The organism is Chloroflexus sp. (assembly GCF_049970315.1).
Lineage (GTDB): Bacteria > Chloroflexota > Chloroflexia > Chloroflexales > Chloroflexaceae > Chloroflexus.
Genome location: NZ_JBMFNE010000001.1, coordinates 38,358 through 56,658, shown reverse-complemented (window position 1 = coordinate 56,658; position 18,301 = coordinate 38,358). Strand labels below are relative to the sequence as shown.

Sequence of the window (18,301 nt, the reverse complement as noted above, 5' to 3'; positions counted from 1 at the left end):
CTCTCCCACAACCAGGATGCCAACGTGCAGGGTACGAACTGGCAGGTGGGCGGTGGTGTTACCGCATGCCAGTGAGCTCGCGCGCCGTATGTGACAGCTTTGCGTGCTCTGGGAAGCAAAACGAGGAATCTTTCAGGTGAAGGTATTATATCAAGGTGTTTATCGCCCGTCAAGAACTTTATGTCGTGTTGATCATTTGTTCAGGGAGGTCATCGGTGACAAATGTAGATCTGGTGATAATTGTGGTGGTTGGACTGTTTACGATTTTCGGGATGTATTGGGGTATCATCCGCCAGGTGTTGGCCGTGGTTGGTTTGGTGGTGGGTTTGATGCTGGCCGGTCAGTATGGCTCTGAAGTCGCCGTATGGTTAGGCTCGTTTATCACCGACCCAAATCTTGCCCAGAGTGTCGGGTTTATCCTGGTATTGTTGACGGTCAGTAGTGTGAGCAGTTTGATTGCTTCGTTATTACACTCGTTAGCGGGCCTGGTATTCTTGGGTTGGCTCGATCATCTCCTGGGTGGTGTTCTCGGTTTGGTGCAGGGGGTCTTGGCGGTAGCGGCGGTATTGATCGTGTTGGTGGTATTTCCGGTTGATCCGTACAGTGGTTGGTTACGTAGTTCGTTGCTGGCCGGCTGGGTGTTGCGTTTGGGTGAGCCACTAACCTTACTGCTGCCGGATCTGTTTGCCGCGGCCGTGCGTACATTTAACGAATTTGGTATCTTGCCGTAAGGCGTGCGGGCATGTTACCGGCTGCTATTCCGGTGAGCTAGTGCTGTATAGAGCGCCTCGTAGCGGGGTAGTAACCGGTTGGCATCAAAACGTTCAGCGGCGGTGGCGCGCGCGGCGGTGCCAAGGCGTTGACGCAGAGCCGGGTCGTTAAGTAGTCGGATAACCCACTCTACCATCGTCGTGACGGTTGGGGCGAGGATGCCGGTTTCACCATGCCTGATGATGTCGGGGGTACCGCCGGTCGGCATCGCGATGATCGGTGCGCCGAGCGCGGCTGCTTCGATGAGTGCACGGGCTAGCGGTTCACCCCAATTCGATGGGAAGAGCAGGACATCGCAACGGGCCGTCAGGCGGAGTAATTCATCGTGTTCGACCCATGCCAGTACCCTGCCAGATAAACCACTGGTTGCCAACGCATGATCAATCGCAGGGCGCAATGCACCATCACCGGCAATGAGGAGGGTGAAGGGCGGAAGCTCGTTCCGACGGGTGGCAAGGTCGTTGATCACGTCGATTAGGAGTTCTGCACCTTTGTTTGCTTCGAGTTTGCCGGCAAACAGCACAAGGGTACCTTCCCACGTGGTCTGGGGTGGCGTTGCAGCGATTGCGTCACTCGCGGCAATATCAACCATGTTGGGTAGCACGTGAATGCGCACCGGATCGACGATCCCGGTCAGTCGGCGGGCGATGTAGTTGCTGGGTGCGATCACAGCATCAGCTTGAGCGAGCAGGGTTGCACGCTTGCGCAGATGGGCGACAATGTAGGGAATGGCCGGCCACGCCAATACCCCGCGTAGTGGACCGAGACGACCGATGAGATCGGTGGCAATCGCCGGGAGCGATCGACCCGGGTGCGGAATCCGGTTGCCGTGTAACCCGGTGGCAAAGTAGTCCCACGGCCAATGGTCACGGACCGTCACGACGACCGGTACGCCGAGGGAAGTACCGGCTATTACGGCGGCAGCAGCGGTTTGGGTGTGTTGGGCGTGAATGACATCCACTTCACCGAAGTCGCGCACGGTGGTCATTATGGTCTGGGCTAAGCGCGGCCAGAAGCGTTCGTAGCGAAAATAGTTTTGGATGAAGGGAATGGTTGGTGCCGCATATGGTACACGCTGCACCGGCAGATGACCGTTATGGTCAATGAGAGGCCTACGGCACGGCGTGCGGCAGGGTACGATAACCCGTACCTGATGACCGCGTGCTTGTAAGCCGGTGGCTAAGGCATAAGCACTCCATGCCGCTCCGCCTCGCCCGTCGGGTGGGAAGACATCTGACGGAATGAGGATACGCATTGTTACTCATCCGACCTGCTTAGCAAATTTCTCCACCGCCACGGCAAGATCAGAGAATGTGCGCTGCAAATCGAGCAATTGCTCTTGCTGGGCACGAACAAAGCGGATGAACGGCGCATTGCGCTCACGAATCTGGAGCACGGTCCGTTCGCTCTCACGGTCGATCTGTTGACGCAACGAGGTGCGTAACTGCTCACGCACTTCATCGATCTTTTTATGCAGCGTCTCTTTGGCTTGACGGCGTTTGGCCGGTAAAATAGCGAGACCGAGGCCGGCAACCGTTAATGCCGCCAGAATACCGGTCATATCAAGCAGGACGGTGTGAAAAATAGCGACCAACGTTGCACCAAGGCCCAATGCTCCAACACCGGTAATGGCTGTGGCCGCAACTGAGGATTGGAGTTCACCGGCGAGTTGGTGAGCCTCGGCTTGCCGGTCGTAACCGGCGATAGCGGTATGTGCTGCCTGGCCGATACTTTCGAGTAATGCTTGTCGGTTGTACGCGAAGCTCCCGCCGACACTCCCCACCATCTGTTCGCGATGTGCTAAGGTGCGTTGCCGGATAAACTCATCGACGCTCTGTTGGAGGCGAAGGTTCTTTTCCATCAACCAATCGATGAGTTTTTGCACTTGTTTGTCGATCTGTTGATAGGCATCACCGATCACCGTTTCCTCAAACGCGGCGCGCAGACGGTCGGTGTCGATCAACTCGCGAATACGAGTGAGACGGATCGTCTCATCGCAAAAGCGCTCACCACGTTCTTGTATTGATGTGAGCACACGGTCGATCTCGGCGAGATAATACTCGGCATCTTGGCGCAACTCATCACCAAACAGCGCCAATTGGCGGTCGATCTGGTCGAGGGCTTGAATATCATCACGCAACGTCGCCAGACGGTCTTCGGTTGCGGTGAGATACTTGGTCGTAATCCGACGAGCTACACCGATTGGTGACAGTACCTTGAGGCGGAAACGGGTCTCTTCGTCGAGCGTATCGATGACAAAATGTTCGATGGCCGCCATCCCACTCGCTTGCCACTGTTCATCGGCATCATTGCCGGTTTGCTGACGAGCTTGTAAGGCTCGGCGTGCAGAGACCATAAACAGTTCAGGCGATTGTTCGAGAACACGGTTGACGTGTTCGCGTACAAATTGTGCCACTTGATCTTGCTCGGCGGCGGTGAGAATATCTGCTTTATTGATCACTACGACGATCTTTTTGCCCCACTCTTTGATCAGTTCAAGAAAAGCGCGTTCGCTTTCGGTAAAGGGGCGGTCTGCCGATGTGAGAAAGATCACCAAATCGGCTCGCGGAATATAGTCGCGAGTTAACCGTTCGTGATGACGGATTACGGCGTTGGTACCGGGTGTATCGACCACCGTCAACTGGCGGAGGATTTCGGCCGGATAGTGGTGCAGTCGCAGACCGGGTTCGATCAGCTCGTCGAACGGTTCGGGGCCATATTTGAGCAGCGTAATCGCATCTGTCGTCGGTGTAACCCCTTCAGGAAGAACTTGCGCACCGAGCAAGGCGTTGAGGAACGTTGATTTGCCAGAATTAAACTCGCCGGCTACCACGATCAAAAACAGTTCCCGCAAACTAGCCCGACTGCCTTCGAGCGCGTTACGGTCGGCAGGATCAACATCGGTGAAGCGCTCCAGGGCAGCACCGATCTGTTGTAACAGGTGCTCTAATTCGGTTAGGAGTGCGTCTTGTTGCTCGGTTGTGAGACGACGACGGCGAAAGAGTCCAAAAGGTAGTGTTATCACATTCCTCCTCAGACGTGTTGCAATGTGTGCTCTACACACCAAGATTACGGGTCACGACTGCCAGGGCTGCCAATGCGAGGGCTAACCCGAAGACTCCGTACAACAGGCCGGGGACGAGGTTGGCCCGATTCACTATGAAGCGTCGGGGTGGTCCACTCGTCTCGATGCGACGGCCTCGCCAATAAGTGACTCGGGTCGATGAACGGGTGCCGGGTAGATCAATCCCAAGCGTTTGGGCTGCCTGGTAGAGTAACCAACCAGCGGGTATGGCTAGCGCCAGCGCGGTGAGTGGCCACGGCAGACTGCGGGTGTTCGCGAGCACAACAATAATGATAAGTAGCGCAATCCAGCGCCGGTCAAAACGGAGCGCAGGCATAGATCACTCCTTTCCTACATGGGCATGATAGCACATCTGGAACAGTAGGGTAGTGTGCAATTGGAACGGTGGCGTGGCGGTTGCCGGAGATGAGGCAGTGATTGGAGGCTGGTCGAGGAGAGGCATAGCTCCCTATACCCCTCCCTTTCTCCCCACCTATCACCTAATTGTTCACCACACCATTGGCCGAATGATGCAATGCCTGGACAACCAACGGTGCTAGTTCACGCAGCTCGATTGGCTTGGCTGCGTACAATTCCACTCCAAGTGCCTGCATCCGTGCTCGTAAACCGGGGGTATCGTAAGCGGTGAGGGCAAGGATCGGCAAGTAGGGCCGGTAGGTGCGCACGGCCCGGATTAGCGCAGCAGCGGCGCCGTAGGGACTTGGATCAACGATCAACAGATCAACATTCCCGTTGGCACACGCTAGCCACGCCTCATTTGCGTTCGTGGTTGCCTGCACAATCACCTCATCGCCAAGCAATGTCTGCAAGCCACGCTGGGTGATGAGCGCTGCGGTTGGGTCATCGTCGTAAATCAGAATACGATAAGCCGCCATGGTACCAGCTTCCAGCTTATTGGCGTGTATTGGAGGGAGCCAAAGACTATGCTCTGAGGGTATGCTACTCTGTTGCTCGGCGGTCGGCGATACTTGAGCTAACAACGTATAGTGGTGAAGCGATAACAAAAATAAACTGCGAGCATCGTATGACGATGCCTTCCTTACTCAATCCGTCTCGTAGCGATTACTACCCCTGAGCAACTGCCGTTGGTGGCGGTTCCAGTGGTAGCAAAATCGTAAAGGTCGTACCAACGCCGGGTTGACTGTCGACGGTGATTCGTCCGCCGTGCTGTGTAATGATATGTGCGCTAATCGCAAGACCAAGGCCGGTACCGTGGGGTTTGGTGGTGTAAAATGGCTCGAAGAGATGGGGAATGTGCTCAGGATCGATCCCGACACCCGTATCGCTAATCGAGACAGCCAGTGTCATCGGTTTCTCAGATCGGGTAGCGATCAATTCGCTACGCACGGTGAGGGTGCCACCACCGGGCATTGCATCACAGGCGTTCAGAATAATGTTCAAAAACACTTGACGCAACTGATCGGCATGGGCCACGATCGGCGGTAGATCGGACGCTAGCTGGGTATGTATCGTGACGTGGCTATGGCGTAGATGAGTTGTCACTAATTCGAGCGTCTCGCGCAGCAGCGCATTGATGTTCGCATTGGTCAGTTCACCGCGTGAAGGACGGTAGAAATCGCGCATGCGGGTAATGATGCGTGCGATACGGCTCAGCTCTTGTTGCGCAATCGTTAGAAAGGTACGTTGTGGTGCGTCGGGGGGCAAATCTTGCTCAACCAGATACAGGCTATTGCGGGCTGCGTAGAGGGGATTGTTGATCTCGTGGGCCACTGAAGCTGACAATTCACCAACCGCAGCCAGCTTGGCACTTTGTAGCAGTTGTGCTTGAGCTGCATTAAGGCGAGCTTCAGCTTCGGCGCGCAGCGATTGGGTGAGGGCTAAATCGTGCTGCAACGCGGCAGCACGCTGACGCTGTTGGATTTCATCGATCGCAATGACGGTCAGATCGGCGAGTGCCTGTACAAATGGCAGATCACGCGGGTGATACAGATGCGAGAGTTGCTCGCTGCATACAATCAGCACTCCCATCCGTTGCCGTTCAATTCGCAACGGGGCTAACAAGACGCTCTGCGGCCATTGACGACTGTCACGTACCAACGTCGCCTCAGGTTGCTGCTGATGCAAGAGATACTCCAACTCCGGCCCGTTGAGCAGTAAGGCGCGAGGTACTTTAGCCCCCATCTCGGCCAAGATCGAAACGGGAAGCGATGGGCTATGTTCGGGCACCGAGACCCGTAGTTGCAGCCGCTCTTCCGGTTCGTGCTCGAACAAATAGATATAAGTCGTCGCTGTTCCCGGAAATAACTCTATGGCTCGTTGTGCGACGATCGTGACAATCGTATCAGTATCGTGGGTGATCAAAAGCGCAGCCGATACCGACAACAGTACTTCTAGTCGTCGGTTCAGATCACGGGTGTGTTGCATATGTAATGCGACCTCTCTTTCGAGAGCGGCAATGCGACTGTGGGCTGTCTGCAATTCTCGTTCGAGTTTGGCAATATGTGCAATTGCATCATCGCGCTCGATCATAGCGTTTCACTCCCCTCTAGGGACTGCACCACACGCGCCGTTGACCACACTGCTTGCTCATGCTATGATAAACCAATAATAATCCCAACTATAGTCGCAATTCAGACGGAGTGCAAATGACTATGACCAACCAGCCACGAGTGTTGGTAGTCGATGATGAGCAGAATATTCGCCTAACCCTCAATGCCTTGCTGAGCCGGGCCGGCTATGCGGTGACGACAGCAGCGACCGGCGAAGAGGCTGTTGCGCTATTTGAGCGTGAATCATTTGATCTCATGCTGGTCGATTTACAGATGCCCGGTATGAAAGGGATGGAAGTGGTAGCGAAGGTCCGTGAAGCCGGTCACGATACGATAATTATCGTCTTAACCGGTCACGGTTCGCTCGATTCGGCCGTTGAAGGTATTCGCTATGGTATTTTTGATTATCTCTTAAAGACCAGCGATCCGAACCAAATTTTAGCCCGTGTCGCGGCAGGACTTGAAGAACGGGCTGCTCGCCGGCGCCAAAGCGACTTGCTTGGTACGATTGGGGCCGCAGTGCAAGAGTTGACTGGTGGAAAGGTGACGGTGACACCACCGGTATCGGCACCGCCGACCGCAACCCCACCTTCGTCGCCAAACCCACCTGAACCAACCGGGCGTATCTTGACGATTGGTCCGCTCACCCTCGATACGTGGCATCAGACAGCAACACTTAATGGTCGTTCGCTCAATCTCACCCCGACCGAGTTTCGGCTGTTGCTTTGTCTGGCCGAACACGCTGGACAAATGCTATCGTATACGCAGTTGGTACGATGTGCGCAAGGTTACGAGACGACCGATCTCGAGGCAGGAGAGTTGATCAAGCCACATATTCACCATTTACGGCAAAAGATTGAGCCGGAGCCGAGCGCACCTCGTTATTTGCTTAATGTCCGCGGGAAGGGGTACATTCTGCAAATTTAACGGCTGCTTGACCTTGTCTGTCGCAGTGTTTTCCTCTGTGGCTCAGGTCTTGTAGGTGTCAGGGATATCGTCATGGCTGACGAGTGGCTCTATTTCGATGAGGTGAATGCGAGCTGTGGTGAGTATGCCTACAAGCCACTCGTTATTGTCGAGTTAGCGCACTTCATTGTCGGTGAACGAACATCGTTCGACCAAATCGATCCGAACGCCGAACAAGGTGCTGCACTGCGTGAATGCCATGTAGTCAATACGAGCGTTGCGTTTCAGCCTAGCGAAGGGATCGCTTCGAGCAATTTCGCTCAGGCCGACTGGGGTGTGATCGTTCTGGCAACCGTTGATGCAGCCCGCCCCCTGCGTAAGGTTAAGTAAGCCGTGCATTGGGCGAACGACACGGTCGCTCTGCATGACCACGAGGGTTTTGGCGCGCAAGGCTATCGCCCCGGCGAAAGCAAAGGGCGTTTCTACTCCGACGAGGTGCTGATCAGCGATCTTGCCCCTGCTCAAGCGGCGTTACACCAACATAAGCTTTGTGCTCGCAAGCCGACTTGGTGGCGCGAGGAGGAGCCATCGCCGCCATGATTGCGTCGCCAGCCTGCAGAGCTGGCGTTACTGGCCGTTTGGCAGTTGATCCATGGCTGAAGTTCTCTAACCGATGGTATGATGATCGTAGATAGATCAGAAACCCTAGAGGCTAGCGAGCTTGAAAACGCTATCCGTAGTGCTACAGCGAAAGTTGCATTGTATGTTGCCAATGCCGCGGTAATGGGCGACCGCAATGTGTTGTGGTGGGCCAAATGCTACCACAGACACGCTATGCTCTGCTGCCAAAATGTTCTCCGGCTCGACGGTAACCGTGAGGCGCCGGTGCCGATGTGGGATGTGGAAGGGTCGGGAGGGGTGTTTGACGCTGGCAGTAGTCTATTCGAGATGCGTCAGGCCAACGTTGCCACCGCTATCGGGTGTCGAACGCGGGTCCTTGGTACATTGATTGGCTTTCTGCAACGATGATAAGGTGAGGAGTAAGTATGAACGACCAGACCTTCATCCCGCCGCGCTTAGCCGAGATAGCGGCTGAATTCAGTGCAGCGAGTCGGGAAGAAAAATTAGAACTTTTGCTTGAATTCTCAGAGCAATTACCGCCATTACCCCCAGAATTGCGTGACCATCGCGGCCTGGAGCAAGTTCATGAATGCATGTCACCGGTATTTGTGATTGCACAGCGCCACGGTGAGCAGATTGAATACTACATCGATGTACCACCAGAAGCACCGACGATCCGCGGGTTTGCCGCGATTTTGCGTCAAGGGATGAATGGTCTAACGCCGGAACAGGCACTCGCCGTGTCGAGTGCATTCATTCAACAGATGGGGTTACATCAAGTGCTTAGTCCGCAGCGGCTAAATGGGATTAACGCGCTGCTGGTGTACATGAAACGACAGGCGTTGCGTCTGCTCGAAGGGGAACAAGTGGAAACAATTTAGACGCGCGCGTTGCGCAGCACCTGGGCAATAGTATTGAAGACAACCGCCGGTCGGCGACCATCGGCAATACCAAGCCGGTAGAGTAAAGCGCGCCGGTATACGTGTGGTGAGTTGTGGGCCAACCGACACCGCCGCCGGTGGCTGCTACAAACCGGTGAAGTGGTTGATGAGGTTGATGGAAAAAGTCGTATGATCATTTGAAGTCTCCATCATTTGTGCTATTACTCACAATCTTACTATAGAAGCGACATAAGGCTTCGTCAAGATGAAAAACCTTGACATTTGCTCGACAAAAGGTTGCACTATAGTGAACAACGTCATATTGTCGCGTGTGATCTTCGCAACGTTCACGATGGTCTAGTCCGTTGTTGTATCACAAAGACACTTGAAGGAGGTTTTATGCCGGCAATGCTCATTAACGGTCAATGGCGGGCAGCAGCGCAGGGTGACGTATTCCCGGTACACAACCCGGCGACCGAAGAGATAATCGACTATGTGCCGCGAGCCACTGCTGCTGATGCTGAACAGGCAATGATTGCCGCCGAACAGGCATTTCGTGAGTGGCGACGAACGACAGCTCACGACAAAGCGCATGCGCTCCACGAAATTGCCCACAAAATGCGCGCGCATGCCGAAGAGCTGGCAACGCTGTTGACCCTTGAAGGCGGCAAGCCGCTCGTTGAGAACCGTGATGAGATTGGCTGGTGTGCAGCTTGTTTCGACTACTATGCCGAATTGCAGCGCAATACGCGCGGGCGTGTTATCCCCTCCGTCGAACCGACCCAACTGGCAATGGTGCTGAAAGAGCCGTATGGGGTCGTAGCGGCGATTGTACCTTGGAACTATCCGCTGTTGCTGATGTCGTGGAAAGTAGCACCAGCGTTGGCAGCCGGCAATACGGTTGTGCTTAAACCGAGTGAAATGACACCACTGGCAACGTTACGCTTTGCCGAGCTATGCTGTGACCACTTACCACCCGGTGTTCTTAATATCATTACCGGCTTTGGTGACGTCGGACGGGAATTGGTGGTCAGCCCTCGCACGCAGATGATCGCCTTCACCGGCAGCTTCGCGACCGGGCGCGAGATTGCCCGGCTCGCCGCCGAGCGGGTGAAGAAGACGCATCTTGAGTTGGGTGGTAAAGACGCCTTTATCGTCGCTGAAGATGCCGATCTCGATGTGGCTGTGCCCGGCGTCGCATGGGCGGCGTTGCTCAATGCCGGTCAGGTTTGTACCAGCACCGAGCGAGTGTATGTCCACGAGTCGATTGCGCGTCCCTTCACCGAGCGGTTGGTCGAGTTTGTACGGTCATTGCGGTTGGGGCCGGGCATGGATCCCGATACCGATATTGGTCCACTCATTGGTGAAAAGTATCGCGCTAAAGTTGAGGATCACGTCGAAGAGGCACGGGCACGCGGTGCAACCATCTTGACCGGTGGTCGCCGTCCGCCACAGTTTACCCGCGGCTTTTTCTACGAACCGACGGTACTAACCAACGTCGATCACAGCTTCCGCATTATGCGTGAAGAGACATTTGGCCCGACAATCCCGATTATGACCTACCAAACCTTCGATGAAGCAATCGAGCTGGTTAACGATTGTGATTATGGGTTAGGGGCCAATCTCTATACAAATGATCCGCGTAAGGTCAAGCAGTACTATGAAGAGGTAAAGGCCGGTACCTGTTGGGTGAACGATCCGCTTACCGATAATGATGCTGGCCCGTTTGGTGGTATGAAGTTCAGTGGTGGTGCGCGTGAGTTGGGCGAAGAGGGGTTAGAAGAGTTTTTAGAGACCAAGCACGTCCATTGGGATTTCACCATGGCATACAAACCGTGGTGGTATCCGTATGGCCGCAAATCGTCGTAGATCGCGAGAAGTCATACCTGTGGGCGTCGCACAGGCGTGCGGCGCCTGAAAATCGGGGATTCGCCACCAAATGTTGATATGTATATAATACAAAAACGTTGTCATTTGCTGCCAGAAAGGTGTGCGTAAAACCGTATGGAAGTCTATCCTACCCCGTCCGATATTTCCCTGATCGATGTCTACCATCTTGGGCGTGCCCACGTGATCGGTACGTTTCTGCTCCTTGGTGATGCGCCGGCACTGATTGATCCGGGGCCGGCCAGTACTTTACCCGCCCTGAAGGCCGGTCTCGATGCCCACGGACTATCGGTGGCCGATCTACGCGCAGTAGTACTCACCCATATTCACCTCGACCATGCCGGAGCAACCGGATTGTTGGCGGTGGAAAATCCGCATTTGGTAGTACACGTGCATGAGCGTGGAGCGCCGCACCTGATCGATCCGTCTCGCTTGCTGAACAGTGCTAGCCTATTGTACGGTGATCGGATGGCGCAGCTCTGGGGTGATGTGCGTCCCGTCGCGCCGGAACGCATCCGTGTGTATACCGGCGGTGAAACATTACGGCTCAATGGTCATACCTTGCGCGCCTTTGATGCTCCCGGTCATGCCAAGCATCATCTGGTATGGTTTGATGAGGCAAACGGGGCTGCCTTTGTGGGTGATAATACCGGCGTGCGTTTGCCCGGTGTGCGGATGACCCGCCCGGCTACCCCACCGCCCGATGTCGACCTCGAAGCTTGGGGGCGCACACACGATCTGATCGAGCAACTGCATCCGCAATGGCTGTGTCTCACCCATTTCGGCGCGTATGATGATGTTGCCTTTCACTTAGCCGATGCACGGTTACGGTTGCGCCAGTGGGCCGAGATTGTACGGCAGAGTCTACTTGCCGGCCATGATGAAGCGACCGGAGTTGCCACCCTCGAAGCAGCACTGGCAAGTGAAGTAGCCACCCTTTCGCTGGTCGAGCAAGCAGCGATCATCCAGCAGACCGGTCCGCTTACGCTCAGTTGGCGCGGCTTAGCACGCTATTGGCAAAAACTAGGGGTATCAGGAGTACGTTCATAACGCGCCATGGGTGCGCATACGTGCAACGGATTGCCACGGCTCCAATCCTCCAATTCCCTCCGTCGCATCCGCGTCCTCTGGCGAAAGACGGGCGAGGCAGCACCTCGCCCCTACCCCATTGCCGTCCCTGATCCGTCGCATCCGCGTCCTCTCCCACTATATTTCCCTACAACTTCACCTCACCGCGCAAGAAACGCAATGCCGTTTCGGCCAAGATAGCAGTACCGATCGGTAATGCCCGCTCGTCGATATCGAAGATGGGTGTATGGTGAGCACGTACTATACCGTCGTCAATCGCAGCACCGAGCATCAACATCGCGCCAGGCGCTTGCTGGGTCATGTAGGCAAAATCTTCCGCGCCCATACCGGTGCGCGAGCGATCAATTGCGTTAGGTCCAAGGAACTCACCGGCGACCTGACTCATCCACTCAGCCACCCGTTCGTCGTTCCAGCCAGCAGGATAGCCACGGGTGATCTTCACTTCAGCGCTACCACCGAACGCTTCGGCTACGGCAAACGCACGCTCAACCTCTTTGGCGAGTTTCGCCCGTACCTCTTCGCTAAAACTACGCAGTGTTCCCTGCACGAAAATCTCACTAGGAATAACATTTGAAGCATGACCACCACGCACCGTCCCCACGCTGAGGATCGCCGGCTCCATCGGATTGATCAAGCGCGAGCGAATGCCAAACAGGGCGTTCAGCACATGCGACAGCATAAAGACCGGATCGGTGCCGAGGTGTGGGTACGCCCCGTGACCACCTGTTCCGCGAATATACCCTTTAAAATCATCAACGGCCGCCGACGACCAACCACCGCGAATCGTGACTTGTCCAACGGGCAGGGTTGAATCGACGTGCAGCGCAATGACGGCATCGACCCCTTGCAATGCGCCTTCTTCAACCATACGGAGGCCACCGCTCTTCGCCTCATCGTCCCATCCTTCTTCAGAAGGTTGAAAGAGAAAACGCACACGCCCACGCAAATGTTCGGCGGCAAAACGCTCGCGCAAGAGATGGGCAGCGCCGAGCAGCATCGCCGTATGCGAGTCGTGACCACAAGCATGCATCACGCCGGGGTTCGTTGAGGCATACTCCACGTTGTTCTCTTCCAGAATGGGCAGCGCATCCATATCGGCCCGGATCGCGATGACCGGCCCATCGCCATCACCGAGTTCACCGATCACACCGGTCTTGGCCACGCCGGTGGTAATCTTGATCCCTCCGATCTCTTGCAACGTCTCAACGACAAGTGCAGCGGTACGGTGCTCTTGAAAACCAAGTTCAGGATGGGCGTGAATATCGCGACGGATGCGGATAAGCTCATCGGCGAGTGCCCGAGCGCGTTCAAGCAGCATACAAACTCTCCTGTATTCTTTTCAACCTAACAAAACATCGGCTAAGGGTTATGCCACGCGCGATGGTCGCGTTTGTCCATCATCGCGGTGTTTGAGAGCGTAGAGAATACCGTCTTGCAGCGTTGCCAACGTGCGGATATGGCTCAGATCCAATCCCAAGCCGACAATCGTTTGCGCAACTTCAGGTCGAATGCCGGTGAGCAACACTTCTGCGCCGAGCAAGCGGACCGCTTGGGCTGAACGGAGCAATGTATTGGCGACTTGGGTATCTACGACCGGCACACCGGTGACATCAAGAATCACGATCTGCGCGTTGGTTGTGCTCACACCATCGAGTAGAGTTTCGATCACCTGTTGAGCACGTATGCTGTCGATACTACCAATGAGCGGCATCGCAATAACGCCTTTGCTAATCGGTACAATCGGTGTACTCAACTCGCGCAGGGCCGCTTGTTGGGCTACGATGATCCGTTCATTGAGGGCCTGCCGTTCTTCGGCAGCTTGTCGTTCGGCAGTAACATCGGTCACGAAACCTTCAATAGCCAACAGTTGACCGTTATCATCATAGACCCCTGATCCGCGCTCCCATACCCAACGGATGTTCCCGTCGGCGCGGACGATCCGATACGTGATTTCGTATTGGCGTTGTTGGGCTAGCGCGGTCCTGATGCTATCTCTAACCGGTCCCCGATCTTCTGGTACGATCAGATCGACATAACGACGGCACGGCGGTGATTGATCGGTGGCTTGAAAATCAGAGGCTGGATAGCCGCTGATCTCGGCGACACCCTCACTAAGAAACTCTGGTACCCAACCGGTAGGTGTGTAGCGTAGCCGATACGCGATACCGGGTAAGTTGCGAACTAAACTGGTCAGACGGCGCTGGCTCTCCCGTAACGCTTCCTCAGCACGGATCTGATCGGTAATGTCTTCGGTCTGCGATAACCAACCGGCGACGCGGCCATCAGGGTAGTAGAGCACCGCGTTATACCACTGACAGATAATGATACGGCCATCTTTGGTGATGTTTTCGTTCCGACTATTTTTGGCTTGCCCGTTGAGGAGAGCCTTTACCACATCTTCAACGTGCTCGCGGGCAATGTTGGGTACAAGCAGTTCAATTGCATTTTTGCCGATGGCCTCCTTCGCGCTCCAGCCGAAGATCCGTTCGGCCGCAGGGTTCCAGCGCGTAATGATTCCGTGTTCATTTGCTTCGAGGGTGGCTAACGGTGAGGTGATGAAACTCTGCTCGAGCCGTTGGTTGAGCATATGCTCCTGGTGAAGGAGCTCCTCTTCCTCTTGAATCAGCGTCCGCTGTGCTTCAGCCACAATATCTGCAATAGGGCCGGCTGCGGTCGGTATATCGTTCAACAGTTCGGTTGCCTGCCGACGAATCCTATCGAGTTGATTGAAACGGCTGATGATCGATCCATCTTGTTTGATTGCAACCAACAGATGTGAGGGGTTATCGGTACTAAGTGCATCGGCCAAAGCAATCAGGACTGGCCGTTCAGCAAGGGGAAGATCGACACAGCGGGTACGTAGTGTATCGGCAATGAAGAGTTTGGTGGTATTCATACGATCGGAACCCTATGACCGTAACGTCAAAATATTTGTGACTTAGTATACCATAGAGGTAAAAAAGATGATTCATCAATAATTATGTTGCTCGCTACGGTGCTATGTGCCGATGACGTAGAAAAAAGCCGGTTTTGCGCAAGCGGTAAAACTGCGAACGGTGAGGGAGAGCCTCACCGTTCCTGTGGTTTATTAGCCAAGCAAATCATCAGACCGGCTATTCAGCATTGCGTTTGATCAGCCACACTCCGGCAGCGATCAGCAGTAAGACGGCTAAGCCGATCACAACCGGTAACGGTGGTGGACTGGGTGGAGTCGCTGTTGCCGGACGTTGTTCTTCGGCCTCGGGTGGTAGACCGGCATTACCTCCGCCCCCGGCAAGTGGTGGCCTCACCGCCGGTATGCCGCTTTCTGGGGTCATTTGGACGGTCATCGTCATGGGTTCGTGTTCTGTTGAGTCGGCCTCGCGAGTCGTTGCCTCGTCTTTCAGATTGGCACCTGGCCGACTCGTCTCGGCTGACGACATCGCCATTGCCGGTTCACTCGCCGGTTCGGTTTGCATGACCGCGACCGTCGCTGATGAATCTTGAATGCCACTACGCAGTATCTGCCATCCGAACAGAATGACCAGCACGAGGGCAACCAATCCACCGAACGGTTGCCACCAGTTGACCAGGTTGAACCGCCGTTGACGTACTCCGGCCATTTCTGGGGTCAGCGTGAATGAACGTGGTGGTGTGAGCCATGGTTGCTCGCGCAAGAGATCGCGGGTTGCCTGCAATTCCTCTAGTTCACGGCGCAGACGTGACTCATGTGCCAACCGCTGCTCGAGAGCAGTCCGTTCGGCCTCCGTCAGCTCACCATCTATGTATGCCGAGAGCAATACTAAATCGCGTTCTGGTAGTTCTGTAGAAGAGGGTTGCCGTGTCATTGATTTCTCATCTGGGTATTAGCCGGGTATCATCTTGATGCACCCGTCTCATCATCTAGACGGAATTTTGACGGTAAGTGTTCCCCGGCTCGCAAAATATCACGCAATTTGGCACGTGCCCGGCTTAACCGTGATTTGACCGTACCTAACTGGACGCCGGTAACGCGGGCGATCTCTTCGTAGGCCAAGCCTTGGATATCGCTCAAAATAATCACAATTCGCTGGTCATCGGGTAATTCGGCCAGCGCACGTTGGATGGCTGCTCCCAGTTCTTGCCGTACCATGGTGTCATCGAGACTTTCGCCCGGATCAGGAAACTCACCCCGATGCCCATCCTCTTCATCATGCTCGCGATCGAGTGAGACAACCGGTCGTCGCTTTCGCGCCCGCAGGACATCGTAGCAAGCATTTGTTGCAATCCGTAACAACCAAGCCTTAAATGTACCACCGCGGAAGCTTCGGAGGTTGCGAAAAGCGGCGATAAACGCATCTTGGGTGGCATCAGCCGCTGCATCAGCATCGCCAAGCATCCGGTAGCAGAGATTGTAGATGCGCGTCTCGTACAAGCGCACGAGTTGGTTAAACGCATCGAGGTCGCCCGTCTGCGCCGATTGGATCAGTCGTTGTTCTTCGTCTGCCATGTAATCGCTCTTTCCCCGTGCCTACCCGGCCTTATTATATAGTGTTTCGCCGAATAGCCATAGAGCGACTGCGTCTCTGTTTGCCAGGGGAATGGTGACACGAACTGCTCACTAACCGACGAGCACCTATTGTGCTCCCAATGTGAATGACGCCACCTATCCGTCAGTTGGAAAGACGATGCGAGCTCGTTGGAAGAGAACATCATCTACGCGGCGCAGACTAATCAGGCGAAGACGGGGCGGGTGTTGTGGCGCAAAGGCGACACCTTCGACCAAACCGGGCCGGGGTGGTGTCGGTGGAGCAGGATTGCCGACAATGATCGGGCTGATGGTCAGAAAGACTTCATCGATGAGCTGGTGGACGAGCAGCGAGCCGTAGGTACGTCCGCCACCTTCACTGAGCAAGGTACGGATACCGTACTGTTGACGGAGGGTGGTCATGGCAGCGGTGAGATCGAGTTGACCATCGGCGCCGACCAAGCAGGTAAGATGTGGATGACGGCTACGTGCGCGTTCTGCCCCTTGCGCAGTGGTGATGAGAAACAGGTCACGTGGCGAGGTAAGGGCAGTTGCTGCCGGCACATCACCACTTGCCGAGAGAATGACTAATGCCGGCAATGGTGGGCGTTCTTCGGCGGTGCGGAGCTGGGTAAATGCCGGCCAATCGATCAATTCGCCTGGTACCCACCGATGGCGACGAGCAGCACGTAGGGTCGCAGTACCGACCAAAATTGCATCGGCGCGTGCTCGGATCACTTCCATCAACCAGTGATCGTGGCGATGGTTACGGCTGATCGCATTTCCGCCGTTCCATCCCGGTTGGTTGAAGGCGATCCGACAATCGTGTGAAACCACAAAGTTCGTCCATATTACAGGACGCCGGTCGGGAATAGTCGGTAGTCGCCAATCGCCACGGTAAAGCGTGCGGATCGAGAAGGGCAAGCCGGGACCTGGGTTTGGATCTTCTTCAAATAAAAGGGTGAAGGGTGCGATCATGGTCGCCGATCTCAGACTACCACCGCACCCAACCGGCTTTCTCCGGCGAACATACGTTCACCAGGCGCAACAAGCGGATCAAGCACATCGCGTTGAATGTAGAGATCAACCTGGCCGCCAAAACGCACGCTGGCAATTCGGGTGCCGGGGGTAAGTGTCGCACCCTGTGTCGTCTCGCAACGTAACCAGCGCCCTAGGGGTGCTGCGATAATTGCCAACAGCACCGGCCCCCAGGCTGTCTCGATCCCGATATACAGACGTTGATTACGTTCGGGTGCTTGCGGATCGCGTAGTGGTCGATATTCACCGTCGATATGCTCAAGGTACGCAACCCGACCGGCAACCGGCGAACGACAGATAGGTACGTCAAGCAGACCGATGATGGTGGTTATGCGAAGGCAGTCGCTATGTACAAAGCGATGTTCATACACTTCGCGCACGCCTTGGAGCCGGCCATCGGCAATAGCAAAGATGGTACGTGGTTCGTCGGGTGGGATACGGCGTGGATTGCGAAAGAGTGCCGCTGCCACTGCGGTAAGTGCTAATGTGGCCGGGGCAAGCCGGGGACGCAACCCAAGGGCAAGACCGGTAAGACCTAGACCAATACCGACTACGGCGGTTGCTTCGGCATCGAAACCGGGGAGCGCGACAGGGCGCTGATTGGTTGTCGGCTCTAACTCTGGCATATCCTCACCCGACAGCGTATGCGAAGTTTTGCTGATAGTGTAATCTGATTCTAGCATGAATGGGAACGTGGTGCAAATGCGAGGTAGTACGCGCGTGCATACGAAGTAACGAGAAATTAAATACCGAACGATCTGCCAATTCGTTTACAGCAGATGATAGGTACGATGCACAAAAGGGATCGTAAACGTCATTTGCGAAACCGAACGATGCACCATCTTGGTTTTTGTGTAGCATAAAAGATCCCTCACGGCCTACCTATTGGCTCTCGGCGGATCATCAGTGGTGTGTGCGCATCCGTGGGCGACTATTCGGTTGTGACTCGACCTTCTATCATTAACTTACACTGGCCCAATTGCATATTGACGCGATGTGTCAGATTGAGTACACTATCACAATCATA

Annotated in this window: 20 protein-coding genes; 8 read left to right on the top strand and 12 right to left on the bottom strand. The window is 55.1% G+C overall.

Translation table 11 applies throughout. The features are described 5' to 3' along the window. Positions 1 to 215 precede the first annotated feature (215 nt). Positions 216 to 731 carry a CvpA family protein gene (locus ACP5OT_RS00260; protein ID WP_424675428.1) on the top strand — a complete coding sequence of 172 codons (516 nt, stop codon included), beginning with the start codon at positions 216 to 218 and terminating at the stop codon, positions 729 to 731. Positions 732 to 745: 14 nt separating this feature from the next. Here ACP5OT_RS00260 and ACP5OT_RS00255 read toward each other — a convergent pair whose 3' ends face one another. From ACP5OT_RS00255 to ACP5OT_RS00235, 5 genes are all read right to left on the bottom strand, one after another. Beyond that, a complete protein-coding gene (locus ACP5OT_RS00255) occupies positions 746 to 2,026 on the bottom strand; it encodes a glycosyltransferase family 4 protein (RefSeq protein WP_428112680.1) in 1,281 nt (426 codons plus the stop codon). A gap of 6 nt (positions 2,027 to 2,032) precedes the next feature. Beyond that, positions 2,033 to 3,796, bottom strand: coding sequence for a dynamin family protein (locus ACP5OT_RS00250; RefSeq protein WP_428112682.1), 1,764 nt, complete (start codon positions 3,794 to 3,796; stop codon positions 2,033 to 2,035). Positions 3,797 to 3,827: 31 nt separating this feature from the next. Beyond that, positions 3,828 to 4,172: a hypothetical protein gene (locus tag ACP5OT_RS00245; protein WP_424675425.1), complete on the bottom strand. Its 345-nt coding sequence runs from the start codon at positions 4,170 to 4,172 to the stop codon at positions 3,828 to 3,830. Between the two features lie 163 nt (positions 4,173 to 4,335). Further along, positions 4,336 to 4,731, bottom strand: a complete 396-nt coding sequence (locus ACP5OT_RS00240) for a response regulator (RefSeq protein ID WP_424675424.1) — start codon at positions 4,729 to 4,731, stop codon at positions 4,336 to 4,338. A 190-nt stretch (positions 4,732 to 4,921) separates the two neighbouring features. Then, on the bottom strand, positions 4,922 to 6,346 hold the full coding sequence (locus ACP5OT_RS00235) for a sensor histidine kinase (protein WP_428112683.1): 1,425 nt from the start codon (positions 6,344 to 6,346) through the stop codon (positions 4,922 to 4,924). A 122-nt stretch (positions 6,347 to 6,468) separates the two neighbouring features. On the opposite strand from ACP5OT_RS00235, the gene ACP5OT_RS00230 reads away from it, so the two are divergent. The 5 genes from ACP5OT_RS00230 to ACP5OT_RS00210 all read left to right on the top strand — a co-directional run bounded on the left by ACP5OT_RS00230 (position 6,469) and on the right by ACP5OT_RS00210 (position 8,774). After that, the gene (locus ACP5OT_RS00230; protein ID WP_424675433.1) at positions 6,469 to 7,293 is read left to right on the top strand and encodes a response regulator transcription factor; all 825 of its coding nucleotides are present in this window, start codon (positions 6,469 to 6,471) and stop codon (positions 7,291 to 7,293) included. Positions 7,294 to 7,365: 72 nt separating this feature from the next. Beyond that, positions 7,366 to 7,662 (top strand): hypothetical protein, encoded by a 297-nt coding sequence (locus ACP5OT_RS00225; protein ID WP_424675422.1) that lies wholly within the window; start codon positions 7,366 to 7,368, stop codon positions 7,660 to 7,662. A 3-nt stretch (positions 7,663 to 7,665) separates the two neighbouring features. Beyond that, positions 7,666 to 7,872: a hypothetical protein gene (locus tag ACP5OT_RS00220; RefSeq protein WP_424675421.1), complete on the top strand. Its 207-nt coding sequence runs from the start codon at positions 7,666 to 7,668 to the stop codon at positions 7,870 to 7,872. A gap of 78 nt (positions 7,873 to 7,950) precedes the next feature. Continuing rightward, positions 7,951 to 8,301 carry a hypothetical protein gene (locus ACP5OT_RS00215; RefSeq protein ID WP_428131024.1) on the top strand — a complete coding sequence of 117 codons (351 nt, stop codon included), beginning with the start codon at positions 7,951 to 7,953 and terminating at the stop codon, positions 8,299 to 8,301. A 17-nt stretch (positions 8,302 to 8,318) separates the two neighbouring features. Further along, a complete protein-coding gene (locus ACP5OT_RS00210) occupies positions 8,319 to 8,774 on the top strand; it encodes a SufE family protein (protein ID WP_424675420.1) in 456 nt (151 codons plus the stop codon). Here ACP5OT_RS00210 and ACP5OT_RS00205 read toward each other — a convergent pair. Then, the gene (locus tag ACP5OT_RS00205; protein ID WP_424675419.1) at positions 8,771 to 8,971 is read right to left on the bottom strand and encodes a hypothetical protein; all 201 of its coding nucleotides are present in this window, start codon (positions 8,969 to 8,971) and stop codon (positions 8,771 to 8,773) included. The two genes, ACP5OT_RS00210 and ACP5OT_RS00205, sit on opposite strands and share 4 nt — an antisense overlap. A 202-nt stretch (positions 8,972 to 9,173) precedes the next feature. Here ACP5OT_RS00205 and ACP5OT_RS00200 point away from each other — a divergent pair, with 202 nt between their 5' ends. Both ACP5OT_RS00200 and ACP5OT_RS00195 read left to right on the top strand, forming a co-directional pair. After that, positions 9,174 to 10,643, top strand: a complete 1,470-nt coding sequence (locus tag ACP5OT_RS00200) for an aldehyde dehydrogenase family protein (protein WP_428112686.1) — start codon at positions 9,174 to 9,176, stop codon at positions 10,641 to 10,643. Positions 10,644 to 10,778: 135 nt separating this feature from the next. Continuing rightward, on the top strand, positions 10,779 to 11,711 hold the full coding sequence (locus tag ACP5OT_RS00195; RefSeq protein ID WP_428112688.1) for an MBL fold metallo-hydrolase: 933 nt from the start codon (positions 10,779 to 10,781) through the stop codon (positions 11,709 to 11,711). A gap of 166 nt (positions 11,712 to 11,877) precedes the next feature. Here the strand turns inward: ACP5OT_RS00195 and ACP5OT_RS00190 are convergent, their stop codons facing one another. From ACP5OT_RS00190 to ACP5OT_RS00165, 6 genes are all read right to left on the bottom strand, one after another. Next, positions 11,878 to 13,068: a M20 metallopeptidase family protein gene (locus tag ACP5OT_RS00190; protein ID WP_424675416.1), complete on the bottom strand. Its 1,191-nt coding sequence runs from the start codon at positions 13,066 to 13,068 to the stop codon at positions 11,878 to 11,880. Between the two features lie 48 nt (positions 13,069 to 13,116). Further along, complete coding sequence (locus ACP5OT_RS00185) at positions 13,117 to 14,646, bottom strand: PAS domain S-box protein (protein WP_428131022.1); 1,530 nt, start codon at positions 14,644 to 14,646, stop codon at positions 13,117 to 13,119. 217 nt (positions 14,647 to 14,863) lie between these two features. Further along, on the bottom strand, positions 14,864 to 15,577 hold the full coding sequence (locus ACP5OT_RS00180; RefSeq protein WP_424675414.1) for an anti-sigma factor: 714 nt from the start codon (positions 15,575 to 15,577) through the stop codon (positions 14,864 to 14,866). A 29-nt stretch (positions 15,578 to 15,606) separates the two neighbouring features. Next, positions 15,607 to 16,218, bottom strand: a complete 612-nt coding sequence (locus ACP5OT_RS00175; RefSeq protein ID WP_424675413.1) for a sigma-70 family RNA polymerase sigma factor — start codon at positions 16,216 to 16,218, stop codon at positions 15,607 to 15,609. 156 nt (positions 16,219 to 16,374) lie between these two features. Next, positions 16,375 to 17,214, bottom strand: a complete 840-nt coding sequence (locus tag ACP5OT_RS00170) for a RibD family protein (protein ID WP_424675412.1) — start codon at positions 17,212 to 17,214, stop codon at positions 16,375 to 16,377. A gap of 11 nt (positions 17,215 to 17,225) precedes the next feature. Then, the gene (locus ACP5OT_RS00165; RefSeq protein WP_424675411.1) at positions 17,226 to 17,900 is read right to left on the bottom strand and encodes a phosphatidylserine decarboxylase; all 675 of its coding nucleotides are present in this window, start codon (positions 17,898 to 17,900) and stop codon (positions 17,226 to 17,228) included. Positions 17,901 to 18,301 lie beyond the last annotated feature (401 nt).